Consider the following 18,834-nt stretch of genomic DNA (forward strand, 5'->3'; position numbering starts at 1 on the left):
CCAGTGCGGATGGGTGACCACCCCGAGCGGGTGGGTAACCAATTCGACGGAGATTTTGCCTTCCACACCCGGTTTCGGCCCGTTTCAGGGCAGAATCGGCCAAATCTCCGTCGAATGCGTTCGGGTGGCGGGCTGATTCGGTTCCGCCGAGTGCGAACAGAGTGGACTCCGCGGCGACGGCCGGGCGTGCGGTGCGCTGACCAGGCGGTGCGGTGACAATGAGCCGGAAAGGCTGTTCACCCGGCAGAATAGGGAGCCTATGGACTGGCAATATTCGGCAGACACCGTCCCGTCGAGCTTTGTGACCGAAGCCCAGGCGCGGTCCCTGCTCGGCAAACCCCCGGCGACGGGTGCGTGGCGCGACGGCGACCCCGTGGGGAACCGTCGTTTCCTCGACGTCGGTGCGCTGCACTTTGAGGCGGGCAGCAGCCTCGGCGCCGTGCGGATCGCCTACGAGACGTGGGGCGAACTGTCCCCGAGCGGCGACAACGCCGTGCTCGTGCTGCACGCCCTCACCGGCGACAGCCACCTGATCGGCCCGGCCGGCCACGGCCACCCGACCGCGGGCTGGTGGAGCAAGGTCGTCGGCCCCGGCCTGGCCATCGACACCGACCGCTGGTTCGTGGTTGCCCCGAACATGATCGGTGGCTGCCAGGGCAGCACCGGTCCGGCCTCCCTCGCCCCGGACGGCTCCGAATGGGGCACCCGCTTTCCCTACCTCACGATTCGCGATCAGGTAGCCGCGCAGGTCGCCTTCTCCGACCGTCTCGGCATCGACCGTTGGGCCGCCGTCGTCGGCGGCTCGATGGGCGGGATGCACGCGCTCGAGTGGGCCATCGAGCATCCGTCCCGGGTCGCCCGCCTGGCAATCCTCGCGGCACCGCCGGTGACGACCGCCGACCAGATCGCGTTGAATTCGGTGCAGATCGAAGCCATCCGCAGCGACCCGCTCTTCCGCTCCGGCGACTACTACGACGCCGCGGATGGCGACGGCCCGACCCGCGGCCTCGCCCTGGCCCGGCGGATGGCGCTGCTGAACTACCGCAGCTCCGAGGAGCTCAACCTGCGCTTCGAGCGCGGCTGGCAAAGCGAGATCAGTCCGCTCGGCGCGGGCGGCCGGTTCGCCGTCGAGTCCTACCTCGATTTCCACGGCAACAAGTTCACCCGGCGGTTCGACGCGAACAGCTACATCGTGCTGGTCGAGGCCATGAACTCGCACGACATCGGCCGCGGCCGCGGCGGTGTCGCATCCGCCCTCTCCCGCATCGATGCGCTCAGCGTCGTCGTCGGCATCGACAGTGACCGCCTCTTCCCTCTCGAGGGCCAACAGGTCATCGCCGCCCACCTGCAGGGCAACATCGACGACACGGATGCCGTCACGCTCCACTCCGGCTTCGGCCACGACGGTTTTTTGATCGAGAACGAGGCGATCGGCGCGCAACTTCTGCGCGTTCTGACCCGTCCCGCTTCCTCGCATCGTGCGTGACACGGTCCCGGATCAAGACGACGTCGACCGGAAGGCCACGGAACGCGACACCCCTCGTGAACCGAGTCGTGCCCGTGAATGCGACGTACCCTGAATCGAGACGTACCCGATGAGAGGACACGCGCCATGAAACCCGGTTCCGTTATCATGTTGATCTTTGGCGCGGTCCTCTCCCTGCTCGGCTTCTCGCTGGCCCTGGCCGGGGCGACGACCGCCGTGGTCAGCGCGCAGGGCGAGGACGGCTACCTCACCAGCCCCGCCCGCTCGTTCTCGGTACAGTCGTTCGCGCTCACCTCCCCCCGGATCGGCTCGATCGAGCTCCAGGACGTCCCGGCGAACATCGGCAGTCTCCGGCTCCGCGCGGTCTCCACCTCCACAGCGGACGTCTTCATCGGCGTCGCGCCTCAGGCCGACGTCGACCGCTACCTGGCCGGGGTGAATGCCACAGAGCTGCGCGACCTGAACATCAATCCCTTCCAGGCGGTGTACCACGACACTCCGGGCAGCCGCGCTCCCGAGGCCCCCGGCGCCCAGGACTTCTGGGTGTCCTCCGCCGAGGGTCCCGGCACTCAGGAGATCGACTGGGACCTGACAAGCGGCAGCTGGGCGGTCGTCGTAATGAACGAGGATGCCAGTCCCGGCGTCTCGGTCGCCCTGCAAGCCGGCATTCGCCTCGGGTTCCTCGCCCCGCTGGCGGTGGGGCTGCTTCTGGTCGGCCTGTTCATCCTTCTCATCGGCCTGGTGCTGACCGTGTTCGGAGCAATCGGTCTGGGCCGTGGCACACCGCCCTCAACCGTGCCCGGCGCCACACCCGACACACCGCCCGGAGCAGCAACTTTCGTCGGAGCAGGCCCACCCGGGGCCACCGCTGCCGCTGCCCATACCGGTGAGCGGGCGTTCCCCGCCCGGTTGACCGGAACCCTCGACGAGGGGCTGTCCCGCTGGTTGTGGTTGGTGAAGTGGATCCTGATCTTCCCGCACGTGGTGGTGCTGCTATTCCTCTGGTTCGGGTTCGTCGTCACCACCATCGTCTCCGGGTTCGCCATCCTCTTCACCGGTCGATACCCGACGGCCCTCTTCCAGTTCAACGTCGGGGTGCTGCGCTGGAGCTGGCGGGTGTCCTTCTACGCCTACTCGGCGCTCGGCACTGACCGGTACCCCCCGTTCAGCCTGGCGTCGTCGGCCGACTATCCCGCCGATCTGCAGGTCGATTATCCTACGCGTCTCTCGCACGGGCTCGTCCTGGTCAAATGGTGGCTCTTGGCGATTCCGCACCTGCTGGTCGTGGCGGCCCTCACCGGAAGTGCGACGATCTGGCGGAACGACGAGGGCGACTCGGTCTCGAACGCGGTCCCGTCCCTGATCGGGGTGCTGGTGCTGATCGCCGCGGTCATTCTCCTCTTCACCGGTCGGTACCGGCGCAGCCTGTTCGATCTGATCCTCGGCATCGACCGCTGGATCTTCCGGGTGGCCGTCTACACCGCCCTGTTCCGCGACGAGTACCCACCGTTCCGCCTCGACCAGGGCGGCGCCGACACCCCGGAGACCGCGGTCGCACCAGCACCGATCGCACCCGCCGCCCCTGCCGGCGGAGCGGCGTCGAGCACGCCCTGAGTCGCCGGTCACTCCCGTCGGGAATGCCTTCGGCCGCGCGGACGGCGACGGATGCCACGGAGCGCGCGAGGGATGCCACGGAGCGCGCGAGGGAACGGACACCGGGCCGGTAGGGTTCTTTATAGAGGGCAAATGGGGTGAGAGCGCCGCTATGCGACGAATCTACAAGGAACGTGACCGTCTGCTCCGCAGAGCGGCTCGCCTGTGCGGATTGGCCGGCTCGGCCGCCGCGCTTCTCGCGATGCTCGTCCCGGGCGGCTTGACCGTGAGCACCCTGGCCCGGAGCCTGCCACTGCTGCTGCTGCTGGTGGCCGGCCAGTATCTGCTCGGCCGGTCCGGCCGGATGCGCTGGGTCGCCTTGATCCTGGTCTCCGGCATCGCCGTGATCCTGCTCGTGGGCTGGTCGGGCCAGCGTGCCACCGGCCTGAACCTCGTCGAGCAGGCCATCATCGGCGGCATCGCCGCCGGAGCCCTGAGCTGCGTCGCCCTCGTGCTCGTGGTCAGCGCCGCCCGCCTACTGGTGCTGTTCCTGGCATTCGGTGCGACCGTAGCCAGCGTGCTCGCCGCCACCCGCGCCTCGTCCGACGCCACCTTGCCCCTCCTGCTCACCCTCAGCGCCTGGCTTGCCATCGCCCTGGTGGCCTGGTGGCTGGCCCAGAGCGTGCCGCGCGTCATGGCGCGCATCGCCTTCATCGGCCGGGCCCACCTCGCCGAGCGCCATGCCAGCGAGCTCGAAGCCCAGCGCCGGCAGGATGCCCGGCTGTTGCACGACACCGTGCTGGCCACCCTCACCCTCCTCGCGCACTCCGGCGTCGGCGTCAGCCCGGCCGCACTGCGTCAGCAGGCCGGCGACGACGCCCGGCTGCTGCGGCAGCTGCGGCTCGGCGGCCTCCCCACCCCGCGCCGCTCCGGGGTGTACACGCTCGAGCCGGCCACCGAGTCAATGCTCGGAAGCACCCTCGAATCGGTCAAGCAGCGGTTCGGGCGGATGGGCCTCGATGTGGACTGGCACGGCAGCGGACAGGTTCTTCTGCCCAGCGACGTGCTCGACTCCTTCCTCCTCGCCCTCGGCGAGTGCCTCGAGAACGTGCGACGTCACGCCGGCGTCGCCCGCGCCGACGTGACGATCACTGATGACGACACAACCGTGCGCGCCATGGTCACCGACGCAGGGGTCGGCTTCGACCTCAGCGGCGTCAGCGCCGAACGCCTCGGTTTCGCCGAATCGGTCGTGGCACGCCTGCGCGACGTGGGCGGCAACGCCCGCCTCTTCTCCTCCCCCGGCTCCGGCACCACGGTCGTGCTCGAGGTGCCCAAGTGACCGTGCCCGGCATCGTCGGCGCCCGCCGCCGTGACGCGCGCCGCGCTGCGGCGGGCGGGTCCGCCCAGCCGAGCACCCAGGACCGCCAGGAACGCCGGGCACACCGGCGCAGTTTCCGGCGCCCCGAACGCACCGAGCAGACCACGCGCGCCAACCAGAGCGGCCTGGGTGGCCGTCACCTTGGCATCGGCCTGACGTTCAGTGGCGGCTTCATCACCCTGTTCCTGTTCGGGCAGTTCGTCGTTCAGTGGTCCGAATATCCCGACCCGACGCCCAGCCTCATCGCGTGGGGTCTCCTGATGGCGACCACGGTCCTGGCACTGATCACGGTGCAGCGCCTTTCGGCTCGGATGCCGGACTGGTTGTTCGCCACGGCCATCGCCGCCGGCGCCGCCGTGGTGGTGCTCGACCTAATCGGGTCGTGGGGCGAAACCGACTCCGGCGTCTACCCGACCGCCGCCGCCGCCGTCGGCACCCTGCTCATCTCCCTGGCCACCGTGCGCCGCGGGCGCGACCTCGTCTCGGCCGCGACGGCGCTCGGCCTGCTGCTCTTCCTCGGGGCGCTCACCGAGGAGCGCGCCGACCCGCTCACCTTCGCCTCCGACCTCCTTGCGATCAGCCTCGCCATCCTGCCTCCGCTGCTCGGCGTCGCCACGGTTCGGGGTTTCCGCCGGATGGCCCAGCGCGAACTCGACCTGGTGCTGGTGCAGAGCACCATCTCCCAGCCGCGGTTCGCGGTGGGGATGTTCGCCTCCGAGGAACTCGCCCGCATCGACCTCGACGCGGAGACTCTGCTCGACGACGTCGCGAAGGGTCGCACGGCGCTGCCGCTGAGTTCCGAGAAGTCGACGACGGCGGCAGACCTCGCCACGCAACTGCGGCTGCACCTGATCCGGGGCCGCCGGGAGACCTGGCTGCACCACGCGATCACCGAGTCCGAGCTCCTGGGACCTTCCGTCGGCCTGCACGACCCGGCGGGGTTGGCCGGCCTGCTCGACCCAGACCAGCGCGATGCCCTTCTGCGCACGATCTGGCTGCTGATCAGCGACACAACCCGCGACGAGGCATCCGTTTCGCTCTCTCTCGGCCCGATCCGACCCACGCACGGCGTCTCCGCTCGTCAGAAGTTACGATTTCCGATCGAATTGACCACGACGGGTGTGCCACGGCGTCGAGTGGACCCCGAGACGTGGCAAGCTATCCGAATAGTCGGCCCTCACGTCGATTCCAGCCGGGACGGAAGTCTGCATCTGGAAATCGAATGCAGTATCGACAATCCCGCGGATGCTTAGGGTCCGTGGAACTACGCTGTTGAGCTTCTCATTCGGGGCCAGAAGCACAAGGAGACAGAAGTGACGAACATAACCACGTTGAGCACTGAGGCGCCGAACAAGGACAACCCCATCCGGTTGGCCCTCGTCGACGACCACCGCATGCTGTTGGGAGCCCTCACCGAGTGGATCCGGGGGGCCGCAGACGACATCAACATGGTCGCCGCCGTCACCACCTGGCCCGAGCTGCTCACCCACCCCGAATTTCCCGTCGACGTCGTGCTCCTCGACCTCGACCTCAAGGACAACATCCCGGTTTCACTGAAGATCTCGACGCTCAAGACGGCCGGCGTGAAGACGGTGTTGATGAGCACCTACTCCGAGGCCGGGCTCGTGCGCGAGGCGCTGGCTGCCGGTGCGCTCGGCTACCTGGTGAAGAGCGAAGAGGCGACGATGATCGTCGAGGCGATCCGCTCAGCCTATGACGGCGACTCCTTCATCTCGGCCGAACTGGACGAGGCCCTCAACAACGGCGCGAACGGCGGTTCTCCCCGCCTCAGCGCGCAGGAGCGCCGGGTGATGGCACTCTACGGCGCGGGCGAGCCGGTCAAGGCCGTCGCGCACCAGCTCGGCATCTCCGAGGAGACCGCCAAGAGCTACCTCAAGCGCATCCGGGAGAAGTACCGCCTCGCGGGCTTCGACGTGGGAACCAAGGTCGCCCTGCGCAAGCGCGCCATCCACGACGGCATCCTGCTCCAGGGCGACTGACTTCGGCGCTGCCGAAGGGCCCGGCTGCCGAAGGGCCCGGCTGCCTCGCGCCGACCACGCGGATCGCCTAGGTGCCTCCGCGAGCACCACGCCGATCCAGACCGGGGCGACGTAGCCGAGGTCACCCGCGATGGCGAGGCCCTACCGGCAACACCGCGCCGAGGCCGGCGGCCCGAACAAAGTCGACGAAGATATCGCTCTCAACAGCGCGTTCAAGCGAAAAAACACGGGTTTGACCCAGAATCTCCGTCGCATTGGTTAGACGCCCGGCACGGCGTTCCGCCGGGGTCGAACGGCGCCCCGCGGTATGGTCGGCTCTGACTCCCGGAGCGCGCTGCATCCAGAGGGGATTCACCTGGCTACGCGGCCGGTGTGGAGGCCGCCGCTGCTGCGGTCTCGGCTAGCGCCACCTCGAGGCGCTCGACCTTCCCGGTCAGCTCCCCGGTGCGGCGGCCCCGGATGTCGGCCTTGAGCACCAGGGACACCCGCGGCCCCCAGGCGCCGACGGCTTCAGTGGCGGCCTTGACCACCGCGAAGACCTCGTCCCAGTCGCCCTCAATGGTGGTGAACATCGAATCGGTGTGGTTGGGCAGCCCCGACGCGCGCACGATGCGCACGGCCGCGGCGACCGCGTCGTGCACCGACCCTTCGTCATCGTGGGAGCCGGACGGGGCGACGGAGAATGCAACCAGCATGGGGTTACTCCTTCTGATCGGGGGTGGGTGGGAACAGGATCTGCCACACGGCCCAGCCGAGCAGCACAACCTCCAGCGCGTTGCGCACGGTCAGCACCAGCACCAGGGTCGAGTCTGCCACGAGCAAGAGGTCGTAGAAGTGTGGGTAGACGAGTTGGGTCAGGGCCGCGATGACAAGCCCGAGCACGGCCGGGAGCCACCAGGCACGCCCCCGCACCAGCAGCCCGAGGATGATGGGCGCGGCCAGCCAGGTCGTGAACTGCGGCGAGCCGACCTTGTTGACGACGATCAGGGTCAGCACCAGGGCCAGCACCAGCGGCGGGAACAGGCCGGCCGGTTCGGCGCCTGCACGCATCCGCTGGCAGGCCAGGAGCACCACGGCCAGCCCGCAGAGGGCGAGCAGGGGGGTAATCGCCACGATGGCGACGTTCGTGCCGGTGCCGATGATCTGGAAGGTGAGGATCTGCCGGTCGTAGTAGAGGTAACTGCCCGGCAGGCCCAGCGCGGCCGGCCACATCCAGAGGCCGGCGATCGGGGACTCGATCTGGATGCCGCGGTTCGTCTGCTCGCCGACGAAGCTGAGCACGTTCGCCCCGCTGCCGAGCCCGAGCGCCACCAGCACGATGCCCAGGCTCGTCCCGGCCGCGGCGACGAGCACCCGCCAGCGGTCCTTCGAGACGACGAATAGCGCGATCACCAGGGCCACCGGCCAGATCTTCACCCAGGTGACCAGAGTCAGCAGCACTGTGCCCCAGACCGGCCGGGTGCCGACGAACAGCAGTGCGGCGATCGCCAGCGGCACGGTGACCGCATCGATCCGGGCGAGGGCGACGGGCCCGAGCAGCAGCAGGAAACCCAGCCACCAGGCCGCCGCCGCCAGGGCACGCCGGTTGCGGCCCCGCCCGAGCAGCAGCGCGAAGGCCCCCGCGTTCAGCAGGGTCACCAGCCCGAGCCAGCCGGTGGCGTAGAGGTCGGGTCCGAACGCGAGCGGCGCCAGGATGGGCAGGAGGGCCAGCAGCGGGTAGACGAAGCCGGTGGTGATGCCCACGATGTCGGCACCGGATGCCGCGTCGGTCGCCCAGCCGAGGTAGACGACCTCCACATCGCCCAGTGGCCAGCCCGGGGACGCGAAACAGAGCCACCAGAGCACGCCGTGCACCAGTGCGAAGCCGGCCCAGAGCAGCGTTCGCGATGTCGGCACGCCGGCTCCGGCGGCCCGGTGTTCTGCGACGGATTGGGGCACGCTCCACCTTCGCACGCCCACGGCTCCGCCGCCGCACCGGGACAGTCAGCGCGAGGGTCAGCGCGAGCCGAGCAGATCCGCGATCGTGGCCGGCACCGCGCCGGCGATGTCGAGCGCGGTGATCGGCCCTCCGTTGGACGCCCGGGCCGCTGCCCGGGCGTGCACCAGGGCGGCCGTCGCCGCGAGATGGGCCGGCGCGGCGACATCCGTCTGGATCGCCCGTGAATGCGTGGCCAAGAGGGCGCCAAGGATGCCGCCGAGCACGTCCCCGGATCCGGCCGTCGCCAGCCAGGAGGGCGCCTTCGACACCGTCAGCCGGGTGCCGTCGGGCGCCGCGATCCAGGTGACGCTCCCCTTGAGCAGCACCGTGACGCCGAGGCCGGACGCGGCGCGCGCGGCCCACTCCCCCGGCGCAGCCGCCACCTCGGAACCGGCCACCGACTCGCCCTGAGGGGAGAGCAGTCGGGTCAGCAGCCGGGCGAGTTCGCGGTAGTGCGGGGTGATCACGACGGGCCCGGTCGCCCGGCCGACCAGGTCGAGGGCCCCGGCGTCGCACACCGCGGGCAGCCCCTCGGCCAGGGCGCCGAGCAGCGCGGCCTCGGTGACCCGGTCGCGCGCGGCGGCGTCCTGACCCGAGCCGAGCAGCCAGGCCTGCACCTGCCCGGGGGCGGTGACGGCCTCGGGGCGGCGCTGCAGCACCAGGTCGGACGCCCGTCTCGGGCCGAGGTAGCGCACCATCCCGACCCCGGTGCGGAGGGCCGCCTCGACTCCGAGCACCGCGGCCCCGGGGTACTCGTCGGAGCCCGTGCGCACGCCCAGCACGCCGCGGCGGTACTTGTCGTCGTCCGCCCGGGGAACCGCGATCCGCTCGCGCGCCCGTGCGCCGTCCCATTCCAGCCATCCCCGTGGTTCGCTCATGCACTCACGATAGGTTGTTTTGAGAGCGTCGGGCCGGCCGCTCCGCCCGCCCACTCGACCCTTGGGGGAAATCCGTGGCTGTTGCCGCCCTGTTCGAACCGTTCACCGTACGCGGCGTCACCCTGCGCAACCGCCTCTGGGCGGCGCCGATGTGCCAGTACGCGGTGCGGGAGAAAGACGGCGTCCCTCGGGACTGGCACCTCGTTCACCTGGGCGCGCTGGCCGCGGGCGGCGCCGGGCTGGTCCTGGCCGAGGCAACCGCGATCAGCCCGGAGGGCCGCATCTCCGACGCCGACACCGGCCTCTGGAACGCGCAACAGACCGCCGCCTGGGCACCGATCGTGGCCTTCCTTCATGCGCAGGGCGCGAAGGCCGGCATCCAGCTTTCCCACGCGGGGCGTAAGGCTTCCGTCTGGCCGGCCTGGGGCGAAGACCGGCACGGCACCATGGCGACGGATGACGGCGGCTGGCCGACCGTGTCGGCCTCGGCCGTGCCGTTCCCCGGCTACGCACCGCCCGTGGCCCTGGATGCCGCGGGCATCCAGGGAATCGTTGACGGGTTCGCGTCCGCCGCGCTCCGCGCGGTGGAGGCCGGGTTCGACGTCGTGGAGCTGCACGCGGCGCACGGCTACCTGCTGCACCAGTTCCTGTCCCCGCTGAGCAACCGGCGCTCCGACGGTTTCGGCGGCGGGCTGCCGAACCGGGCCCGCCTGCTGCTTCAGGTCGTGGCCGCCGTGCGCGCGGTCATCGGCGAGGAGCGCGCCCTGTTCGTGCGGTTCTCCGCCACCGATTACACCCCGGGCGGCTGGACCGAAGACGAGACGGCCGAGGTCGCCGGCTGGGCCGCGGCCGCCGGCGCCGACTTCTTCGACATCTCCTCCGGCGGCAACGTGACCGGGGTGCGCATCCCGCTGGGTCCCGGTTACCAGGTGCCGCTCGCCGAGCACGTGAAAACGGCGGCGGATGTGCGGGTCAGTGCCGTCGGGCTGATCACCACCGCGCACCAGGCCGAGCAGATCGTGGCATCCGGCCGGGCCGACGCGGTCCTGCTGGGCCGCGAACTCCTGCGCGACCCGCACTTCCCGCTGCGGGCCGCCCACGAGCTCGGCGCCGACGTGGACTACTGGCCGCCGCAGTACCTGCGCGCCCGGTGGCCGGCCTCCTGAGAACGGCTACACCTGAGAGCGGCTACAGGCGGCGGGTCGCGTCCTGCACTTCGCCGACCAGCTCTTCGATGATGTCCTCCAGGAACAGCACCCCCACGGTCTCACCGGTCGCGGTGAACGAGCGCGCCAGGTGCGCGCCGGAACGCCGCATGGTGGCCAGGGCATCTTCGAGGTCGGTGTCCTCGAAGATCGACGCCAGCAAACGGATGCGCTTGCCCGGGATCGGCTCCGCGTAGCTGCCCTGCCCGACCGAGGTGGCCGTGTCGCCGTCGAGGTCGATGACGTCCTTCAGGTGAACGTACCCGGTCGGTTCACCGGACTCGTTCACCAGCACATAGCGGGAGAAACCGTGTCTGGTGACGGCCTTCTCCACGTCTGCGGGGGTGGCCGCCTCGGGCAGGCTGATCAGGCCGTCGAGGTTCACCGCGACGTCCCGCACCTTGCGGGTGGTGAACTCGAACGTGGCGCTGAGTGCCCCGGTGCCGTCCCGCAGCACGCCCTCCCGGGTCGACTGGGAGACGATGGTCGCCACCTCGTCCAACGTGTAAGTGCTGGTGGCCTCCTCCTTGGGCTGGACCCCGAACATCCGCACCACCAGGTTGGCGGTGGCGTTGAGCGTCACGATCACGGGCTTGACCAGGCGGCCGAAGAAGACGAGCGGCGGGGCGAGCACGAGCACGGCCCGGTCGGGGATGGAGAACGACAGGTTCTTCGGCACCATCTCACCGAACACGACGTGCAGGTAGGAGACCAGCAGCAGCGTGATCACGAAGGCGATCACTCCGATGGCCTCCACCGGTAGCGGGGTCAGGCCCAGCGGGATCTCGAGCAGGTGGTGGATCGCCGGCTCCGAGACGTTCAGGATGAGCAGCGAGCAGACCGTGATGCCCAGCTGGGTGGTCGCCAACATGAGGGTGGCGTGTTCCATCGCCCACAGCGCTGTGATTGCGCGCTTCTTGCCTGCCTCGGCGAGAGGTTCGATCTGGGACCGGCGCGCGGAGATAACCGCGAATTCCGCGGCAACGAAGAAGGCGTTGGCCGCGAGCAGCACGACCAGCCAGACCAGCCCTGCCCAGTCACTCATGGTCACTCACCCTGCGCTCCGTGCCGTTCTTCTTACGGTCACCCTTTTTGTCCGATTTTTTTTCGGATTTCGTGTCGGTCCTGGTACCGCGGTCGCCCCGGGCAGGCTTGCCGCCCTCCTCGGGCTCGACGGGCTCGCCGCCCTCCTCGGGCTCGACGGGTTCGACGAAGGGTGTGAAGCGCAGCCGGTCGATCCGGCGACCGTCGAGGCGTTCCACCGACAGCACGCCGCCGGCCAGCTGCACGACGTCGCCGACGACGGGCAGGCGACCCAATTCGCTCATCACGAACCCGCCCACGGTTTCGTAGGGGCCGTCCTCCGAGATCACGATGCCGGTTCGGTCGAGCAGCTCGTCCGGACGGAGCATGCCGGGGAATGTCAGAGAGTCGGTAGACAACACCACGCCGGCGCGGGTGCGGTCGTGCTCGTCGGCAACCTCTCCGACGAGTTCCTCGACCAGGTCCTCGAGCGTGGCCACTCCGGCCGTGCCGCCGTATTCGTCGACGACGATGGCCATCTGGTAACCGCGGCCGCGCAGCTCGACCAGCAGTCCGTCGAGTTTCATGGTCTCGGGCACCCGGATGGCCTCGGACTGCAGGGCCGACACCGGGACATCCGCCCGGCGGCGTCGGGGAACGGCCACGGCCTGCTTCACGTGCACGATCCCGACGATGTCGTCGACGCCCTCGTCGACGACGGGAAAGCGGGAATACCCGGTTTGGCGGGTGAGGTCGATGACGGCCTGGGCGGAGGCGGTGCGCTCGATGCTGGCCACCCGCGGGCGGGGCGTCATCACGTCCGAGGCAGTATGCCCGGAGAAGAGCAGCGTACGGTGCAGGAGCGTGGCGGTGTCTTTCTCCAGCAGCCCGGCACTGGCCGAGCGCCGCACGAGGGAGGACAGCTCCTCCGCGGTGCGCGCCCCGGACAGCTCTTCCTTCGGCTCGATCCCGATCGACCGCAGCACACCGTTGGCGCTGCCGTTGAGCACGACGACGGCTGGTTTGAACACCGTCGTGAACAGTGTCTGGAACGGGATGACCAGCTTCGCGGTCTGCACGGGCAGGGCGAGGGCGAAATTCTTCGGCACCAGCTCGCCGATGATCATCGAGGCGAGTGTGGCGACGATGACCGCGGTCGTGACCGCGACGACCGGCACCACCGCCGGGGACAGCCCCAGGCCGATCAGCGACGGCGACAGCAGCATGGTCAGAGCCGGCTCCATGGTGTAACCGGTGAGCAGGGTGGTGAGGGTGATGCCCAGTTGGGCGCTGGAGAGGTGCGTCGAGGTGATCCTGAGTGCGGCGATGGTCAGGCCGAGTCGGGTCTCTCCTCGATCGCGGCGGGCCTCGAGCTCCGACCGGTCCAGATTGACCAGGGCGAACTCGCTGGCGACGAACAGGCCGGTTCCGACGGTGAGGAAAAGGCCCGCGGCGAGCATGATCCACTCATACATGGCGGACCTCGACAACGGCGGCACCGAAGATCATGACCGAGACGCCGTTCGGGTGACGGGAAGAATTTCCGGGCGAGAAACCGGGCGCATGCGCAGGAGGGGGGTCGTCCATTATTCCGCCCAGTCTACCGCCCGGCACCGAGGCCACGAGTCGGTCCCGGGTGTCGGGCCCCCCCACCTCTACCAGGAGACGGGCAGGGCCTTGCCCTCCTCGTAGCCGGCCGCCGACTGGATCCCGACCAGCGAACGGGTGTGGAACTCCGCGACCGAGGTCGCGCCCGCATAGGTGAACGAGCTACGCACGCCGGAGGTGATCATGTCCAGCAGGTCCTCGACGGACGGTCGCAGCGGGTCCAGGTAGATCTTCGAGCTGGAGATCCCCTCGGCAAAAAGAGTCTTGCGGGCCAGCTCGTAGGCGTCGAGGCGGTCGAACCGCTGGCGCACAGCCCTGGTGGAGGCCATCCCCCAGCTCTCCTTGTAAATACCGCCGGCGGCGTCCCGGTCGAGCAGGCCGGGTGCCTCGATCGTGCCGGCGAACCAGGATCCGATCATGATGGATGCCGCGCCGGCGGCGAGCGCGAGCGCCACGTCGCGCGGGTAGCGCACCCCGCCGTCGGCCCAGACGTGCGCTCCGAGTTCCCGGGCGGCGGCCGCGGTCTCGAGCACGGCCGAGAACTGGGGGCGGCCGACCGCCGTCATCATGCGCGTGGTGCACATGGCGCCGGGGCCGACGCCGACCTTCACGATGGTGGCGCCGGCGCCGACGAGGTCACCCACGGCATCCGCGGTCACGACGTTGCCGGCCACGATGGGGATGCCGAGGCCCAGGTCGGCGACGATCCTGATCGCCCGCGTCATGCCGCCCTGGTGCCCGTGCGCGGTGTCGATCACGAGGACGTCCACCCCCGCGGCGACGAGCGCCCGGGCCTTGGCCGCGATGTCGCCGTTGATGCCGACCGCCGCGGCCACGCGCAGTCGGCCCTGCGCGTCCAGCGCGGGCTGATACAGGGTGGAGCGAAGCGCGCTCTTGCGGCTGAGGGTGCCGATCACCCGACCGTGGTGCTGCACGGTGGCGAAGTCGAGCTCGGCCGCGGTCATCACGTCGAACGCGCGGCGCGGGCCTTCGATATCGTCGGCGTCGAGGGAGGTCATCGTGCCGTGCAGGAGATCTCCGAGGAGCGCGTCAGGCAGCGCCGTCGCCAGCCGGGACGCGTCGATGGCACCCAGGTACTCGCCGTTGTGGTCGTTGATGACCAATCCCTGGCCGGCCACAGCCGGCACCTGCCGCAGGGCGAGCGCCACGGTGTCCGCCGGGGCGAAGTTGAAGGGGGTGTCGAAGCGGGTGGATTGGGCCTTGACCCAGCGGATCGCGGCGTCGAGATCCTGCAGGTGCATGTCCTGCGGCAGCACGCCGAGCGCGCCGCGGCGAGCGAGCGCGGCCGCCAGGCGCGGCCCGGTGACCGAGTTCATGTTCGCCGAGACGATGGGGATGGTGGCGCCGCTGCCGTCGCCCGGGGCGAGGGAGACATCGAGGCGGCTGCTCACATCCGATTGGCTCGGCACAAGGAAGACGTCGGAATACGTGAGGTCGTGGCTGGGTACCGCTCCATAGAACTGCATGGAAATAACGCTAGCGCTCCGCGCGGATGCCCGCAGCCAGGCCCGAGGGGATTAGGCTGGACGGGCAGACCGCGCCGGGCGTGCACGACCGCTCGGGACATTCAAAATCAACGTAGAGAGTGGGAACCGGCTGTGTCAAGCCAGTTGACCGGTAGTGGATCCGACGAGACGACGTCGGGTGAATTCGGAGCGAACGAGTGGCTCGTCGACGAACTATACGAACGGTACCTCGTCGACAAGAAGCTGGTGGACGAGTCCTGGTGGCCCGTCCTGGAGAGCTACCACCAGACCGCGAACGGCCGCAGCGACGGTTCAGAGGCTCCCGCGAGCAACGCACCCGCAGGCGACGCGCCCGCAGGCGACGCGCCCGCCGTGATCGCTCCCGACGTGACCACACCCGCGGCAAGCGCTCCCGCAACCCCGGCCGCCTCAGCGGCGGAGCCGGCCCCGATCACGGCGCCCATCCCCGTCGCCGGCGGGCAGCGCACCGCGCGCACGACGTCCAGCGCGCCCAAGCGGGTTCCCGTTCCGGCCGACATCCCGATCACGAACTCGCAGCCGACCGCCACCGAGGCCACCGAGGTCGACGTCGTCACCCCGCTCCGCGGCATGTCCAAGAGCCTCGCGGCGAACATGGCGGCCAGCCTGACCGTGCCCACGGCCACCAGCGTGCGCACCATCCCGGCGAAGCTTCTCATCGACAACCGCATCGTGATGAACAACCACATGAAGCGCTCGCGCGGTGGCAAGGTGTCGTTCACGCACCTGATCGGTTGGGCGCTGATCCAGGCGCTGAAGATGTTCCCCAGCCAGAACGTCTACTACAACGAGATCGACGGCAAGCCCTCGGTCATCGCCCCCGCGCACGTCGGCCTCGGCATCGCGATCGACCTGCCCAAGCCCGACGGCACCCGCTCCCTGATGGTCCCGGCCATCAAGCGCGCGGACACCATGACCTTCGGCGAGTACCTCTCCTCGTACGAAGACCTCGTCACCCGGGCCCGCAAGGGCAAACTGACGGCGGATGACTTCTCCGGCGCCACGGTCTCCCTCACCAACCCCGGCGGCATCGGCACTGTGCACTCCGTACCGCGCCTGATGAAGGGCCAGGGTTGCATCATCGGCGCCGGCGCACTCGACTACCCGGCCGAGTTCCAGGGTTCCAGCGTCAAGACCCTGACCGGCCTCGCCATCTCCAAGACCATCACGCTGACCAGCACCTACGACCACCGGGTCATCCAGGGTGCCGGCTCGGGCGAGTTCCTCAAGATCGTGCACGAGCTCCTGATCGGGCAGCACAACTTCTACGAGGACATCTTCTCGGCCCTGCGCATCCCGTACGACCCGATCCACTGGGCCCCCGACATCAGCGTCGACCTGGCCAGCGCCGTCGACAAGACCGCCCGCGTGCAGGAGCTCATCAACGCGTTCCGCGTTCGCGGCCACCTGATGGCCGACATCGACCCGCTCGAGTACACGCAGCGCTCGCATCCCGACCTGGACATCTCGAACCACGGGCTGACCTTCTGGGATCTGGACCGTGAGTTCGTCACCGGCGGCTTCGGCAGCAAACGCCTGATGCTTCTGCGCGACATCCTCGGCGTACTCCGCGACTCCTACTGCCGCACGACCGGCATCGAGTACATGCACATCCAGGACCCTGCCCAGCGCAAGTGGATGCAGGAAAAGATGGAGAAGAGCTACGTCAAGCCCACGCATGACGAGCAGATGCGCATCCTCGGCAAGCTCAACGAGGCCGAGGCCTTCGAGACCTTCCTGCAGACCAAGTACGTCGGCCAGAAGCGGTTCAGCCTCGAGGGCGGCGAATCCACCATCGCCCTGCTCGATTCGATCCTGCAGGGTGCCGCGGATGCCGGCCTCGACGAGGTCTGCATCGGGATGGCCCACCGCGGACGCCTGAACGTGCTGACCAACATTGCGGGCAAGACCTACGGCCAGATCTTCCGCGAGTTCGAGGGCACGCAGGATCCCCGCACCGTGCAGGGTTCCGGCGACGTCAAGTACCACCTGGGCACCGAGGGCACCTTCCGCGCCACCAACGGCACGGAGATGCCGGTCTACCTAGCCGCGAACCCGTCCCACCTCGAGGCCGTCGACGGCGTCCTCGAGGGCATCGTGCGCGCCAAACAGGACCGTAAGCCGATCGGCACCTTTTCCACCCTGCCGGTCCTCGTGCACGGCGACGCCGCCATGGCCGGCCAGGGCATCGTCCTGGAGACGCTCCAGATGTCCCAACTACGCGGCTTCCGCACCGGGGGAACCATCCATCTGGTCGTCAACAACCAGGTCGGCTTCACCACGCTGCCTGGCGACGGGCGCACGTCGGTGTACTCGACGGATGTCGCCAAGACCATCCAGGCGCCCATCTTCCACGTCAACGGGGACGACCCCGAGGCCGTGGTGCGGGTCGCGGAGCTCGCCTTCGCCTACCGCCAGGAATTCAAGCGGGACGTCGTCATCGACCTCGTCTGCTACCGCCGCCGCGGCCATAACGAGGGCGACGACCCCTCGATGACCCAGCCGCTGATGTACAACCTGATCGAGGCCAAGCGCTCCGTTCGGAAGCTTTACACCGAGGCTCTCGTTGGTCGCGGGGACATCACGCAGGAGGAATACGAGGCCTCCCACGCCGACTTCCAGGACCGCCTTGAGCGCGCGTTCATGGAGACGCACGCGGCGCAGTCCTCGTCGATCCCGGTCGTCAGCGCGGCCGGTGCCGCGCCGCAGGGCATCGGTGCCGAGAAGCACGGTACCGACAAGCACGACGACGGGATCGGGGAACCGGCCACCACCGGGGTGCCCGAGGCGGTCGTGCACCTGATCGGTGACGCCTTCCTGAACAAGCCCACCGGCTTCACCGTGCACAATAAGCTGCAGCAGCTGATGCAGAAGCGCAACGACATGAGTCGCAACGGCAAAATCGACTGGAGCTTCGGCGAACTCCTCGCCCTCGGCTCCCTACTGCTCGAGCGCACCCCGGTGCGCTTCGCCGGCCAGGATGCCCGCCGCGGCACGTTCGTGCAACGTCACGCGGTTCTGCACGACCGCATCAACGGCCAGGAATGGCTGCCCTTGGCGAACCTCAGCGAAGACCAGGCCCGGTTCTGGATCTATGACTCGCTGCTCAGCGAATACGCGGCCATGGGCTTCGAGTACGGCTACTCGGTGGAACGCGCCGACGCCCTGGTGCTCTGGGAGGCGCAGTTCGGCGACTTCGCGAACGGCGCCCAGACGGTCATCGACGAGTTCGTCTCCTCCGCCGAGCAGAAGTGGGGCCAGCGGTCATCCGTTGTGCTGCTGCTACCGCACGGCTACGAGGGCCAGGGGCCGGACCACTCGTCCGCCCGGATCGAGCGCTACCTGCAGCTGTGCGCGGAAGACAACATGACCGTCGCTCGCCCGTCGACGCCCGCGTCGTACTTCCACCTGCTGCGCCGTCAGGCCTACATGCGCCCGCGGCGCCCGCTGATCGTCTTCACTCCGAAGTCGATGCTGCGCCTGCGCGGCGCGACCAGCGAGGTGGCCGACTTCACCACCGGCCGGTTCGAACCGGTCATCGACGACGCCCGGATCACCGACAAGTCGCGGGTCAAGCGGGTGCTGTTCCTGGCCGGCAAGCTCTATTACGACCTGCTCGCCGAACTCGACAAGAACCCGAACCCGGAGATCGCGCTGGTTCGCATGGAGCAGTTCTACCCGCTGCCCGCCGTCGAACTCAAGCAGGTCGCCGACCAGTACCCCGACGCCGAACTCGCCTGGGTGCAGGATGAGCCGGAGAACCAGGGTGCGTGGCCGTTCTTCTACCTCGAGACGAACAAGCTGGGCCCGCGCGCGGTGACCCTGTTCTCCCGGGCGGCGTCGGCGTCGCCGGCGGCGGGCTCGGCGAAGCGTCACGCGGTCGAGCAGGCCGAACTGCTCCGCCAGGCGCTCACCCTGTAACCTGCGCCGACCAGCAGAACCGTCGAATGAGTTCGAGACAGCGCTACTGCACGGCTTCGGACTCGAGAGACACGGCGGTCCACACTTCATCCAGCGTCACGGTCCCCTGATCGCCCGGCGTGGGCATCGGGCACAACCGTCTCGGAACCGCGAACCACTATCACCCCTCGGCTATCAGGACTCACTCATCTAGGCTGGCCGCACCGCCCGCCGACGCATCGGCCACCGACAAGGA

Annotated in this window: 13 protein-coding genes; 7 read left to right on the forward strand and 6 right to left on the reverse strand. The window is 69.2% G+C overall.

The genetic code is table 11. From position 1 onward, the window contains the following. Positions 1-259 precede the first annotated feature (259 nt). The 5 genes from E3O22_RS05455 to E3O22_RS05475 all read left to right on the forward strand — a co-directional run bounded on the left by E3O22_RS05455 (position 260) and on the right by E3O22_RS05475 (position 6,460). A complete protein-coding gene (locus E3O22_RS05455) occupies positions 260-1,486 on the forward strand; it encodes a homoserine O-acetyltransferase (protein ID WP_134395983.1) in 1,227 nt (408 codons plus the stop codon). A 126-nt stretch (positions 1,487-1,612) separates the two neighbouring features. Beyond that, positions 1,613-3,100, forward strand: a complete 1,488-nt coding sequence (locus E3O22_RS05460) for a DUF4389 domain-containing protein (protein WP_134395984.1) — start codon at positions 1,613-1,615, stop codon at positions 3,098-3,100. 151 nt (positions 3,101-3,251) lie between these two features. Continuing rightward, on the forward strand, positions 3,252-4,421 hold the full coding sequence (locus E3O22_RS05465) for a sensor histidine kinase (RefSeq protein ID WP_134395985.1): 1,170 nt from the start codon (positions 3,252-3,254) through the stop codon (positions 4,419-4,421). Next, on the forward strand, positions 4,418-5,713 hold the full coding sequence (locus tag E3O22_RS05470) for a hypothetical protein (protein WP_134395986.1): 1,296 nt from the start codon (positions 4,418-4,420) through the stop codon (positions 5,711-5,713). Before E3O22_RS05465 ends, E3O22_RS05470 begins: the two co-directional genes overlap by 4 nt. A 69-nt stretch (positions 5,714-5,782) precedes the next feature. Next, positions 5,783-6,460 carry a response regulator transcription factor gene (locus tag E3O22_RS05475; RefSeq protein WP_255570043.1) on the forward strand — a complete coding sequence of 226 codons (678 nt, stop codon included), beginning with the start codon at positions 5,783-5,785 and terminating at the stop codon, positions 6,458-6,460. A 359-nt stretch (positions 6,461-6,819) separates the two neighbouring features. On the opposite strand, the gene E3O22_RS05480 is transcribed toward E3O22_RS05475, so the two are convergent. Genes E3O22_RS05480 through E3O22_RS05490 form a run of 3 tightly spaced genes read right to left on the reverse strand, consistent with a single transcriptional unit; the run spans position 6,820 to position 9,316 of the window. Then, on the reverse strand, positions 6,820-7,155 hold the full coding sequence (locus E3O22_RS05480) for a thiamine-binding protein (RefSeq protein WP_134395987.1): 336 nt from the start codon (positions 7,153-7,155) through the stop codon (positions 6,820-6,822). Between the two features lie 4 nt (positions 7,156-7,159). Further along, positions 7,160-8,398: a glycosyltransferase 87 family protein gene (locus tag E3O22_RS05485; protein ID WP_166784571.1), complete on the reverse strand. Its 1,239-nt coding sequence runs from the start codon at positions 8,396-8,398 to the stop codon at positions 7,160-7,162. A gap of 57 nt (positions 8,399-8,455) precedes the next feature. Next, positions 8,456-9,316 (reverse strand): ADP/ATP-dependent (S)-NAD(P)H-hydrate dehydratase, encoded by an 861-nt coding sequence (locus E3O22_RS05490; protein WP_134395989.1) that lies wholly within the window; start codon positions 9,314-9,316, stop codon positions 8,456-8,458. 74 nt (positions 9,317-9,390) lie between these two features. Between E3O22_RS05490 and E3O22_RS05495 the strand changes: the two genes are divergently transcribed. Next, positions 9,391-10,482: an NADH:flavin oxidoreductase/NADH oxidase gene (locus tag E3O22_RS05495; RefSeq protein WP_134395990.1), complete on the forward strand. Its 1,092-nt coding sequence runs from the start codon at positions 9,391-9,393 to the stop codon at positions 10,480-10,482. 22 nt (positions 10,483-10,504) lie between these two features. Here E3O22_RS05495 and E3O22_RS05500 read toward each other — a convergent pair whose 3' ends face one another. From E3O22_RS05500 to E3O22_RS05510, 3 genes are all read right to left on the reverse strand, one after another. After that, positions 10,505-11,566: a hemolysin family protein gene (locus E3O22_RS05500; RefSeq protein WP_134395991.1), complete on the reverse strand. Its 1,062-nt coding sequence runs from the start codon at positions 11,564-11,566 to the stop codon at positions 10,505-10,507. Further along, a complete protein-coding gene (locus E3O22_RS05505; RefSeq protein WP_134395992.1) occupies positions 11,559-13,019 on the reverse strand; it encodes a hemolysin family protein in 1,461 nt (486 codons plus the stop codon). Before E3O22_RS05505 ends, E3O22_RS05500 begins: the two co-directional genes overlap by 8 nt. Positions 13,020-13,199: 180 nt before the next feature. Then, positions 13,200-14,639, reverse strand: a complete 1,440-nt coding sequence (locus E3O22_RS05510; protein ID WP_134395993.1) for a GuaB1 family IMP dehydrogenase-related protein — start codon at positions 14,637-14,639, stop codon at positions 13,200-13,202. 132 nt (positions 14,640-14,771) lie between these two features. On the opposite strand from E3O22_RS05510, the gene E3O22_RS05515 reads away from it, so the two are divergent. Continuing rightward, the gene (locus E3O22_RS05515; RefSeq protein WP_134395994.1) at positions 14,772-18,599 is read left to right on the forward strand and encodes a multifunctional oxoglutarate decarboxylase/oxoglutarate dehydrogenase thiamine pyrophosphate-binding subunit/dihydrolipoyllysine-residue succinyltransferase subunit; all 3,828 of its coding nucleotides are present in this window, start codon (positions 14,772-14,774) and stop codon (positions 18,597-18,599) included. Positions 18,600-18,834: the final 235 nt, after the last annotated feature.

The organism is Cryobacterium sp. TMT2-18-2 (genome assembly GCF_004402245.1).
Taxonomy (GTDB): Bacteria; Actinomycetota; Actinomycetes; order Actinomycetales; family Microbacteriaceae; genus Cryobacterium; species Cryobacterium sandaracinum.

Coding starts and splice junctions, on each gene's coding strand:
- E3O22_RS05455 (WP_134395983.1), top strand. CDS start 260: ATGGACTGGCAATATTCGGCAGACACCGTCCCGTCGAGCTTTGTGACC.
- E3O22_RS05460 (WP_134395984.1), top strand. CDS start 1,613: ATGAAACCCGGTTCCGTTATCATGTTGATCTTTGGCGCGGTCCTCTCC.
- E3O22_RS05465 (WP_134395985.1), top strand. CDS start 3,252: ATGCGACGAATCTACAAGGAACGTGACCGTCTGCTCCGCAGAGCGGCT.
- E3O22_RS05480 (WP_134395987.1), bottom strand. CDS start 7,155: ATGCTGGTTGCATTCTCCGTCGCCCCGTCCGGCTCCCACGATGACGAA.
- E3O22_RS05490 (WP_134395989.1), bottom strand. CDS start 9,316: ATGAGCGAACCACGGGGATGGCTGGAATGGGACGGCGCACGGGCGCGC.
- E3O22_RS05500 (WP_134395991.1), bottom strand. CDS start 11,566: ATGAGTGACTGGGCAGGGCTGGTCTGGCTGGTCGTGCTGCTCGCGGCC.
- E3O22_RS05505 (WP_134395992.1), bottom strand. CDS start 13,019: ATGTATGAGTGGATCATGCTCGCCGCGGGCCTTTTCCTCACCGTCGGA.
- E3O22_RS05510 (WP_134395993.1), bottom strand. CDS start 14,639: ATGCAGTTCTATGGAGCGGTACCCAGCCACGACCTCACGTATTCCGAC.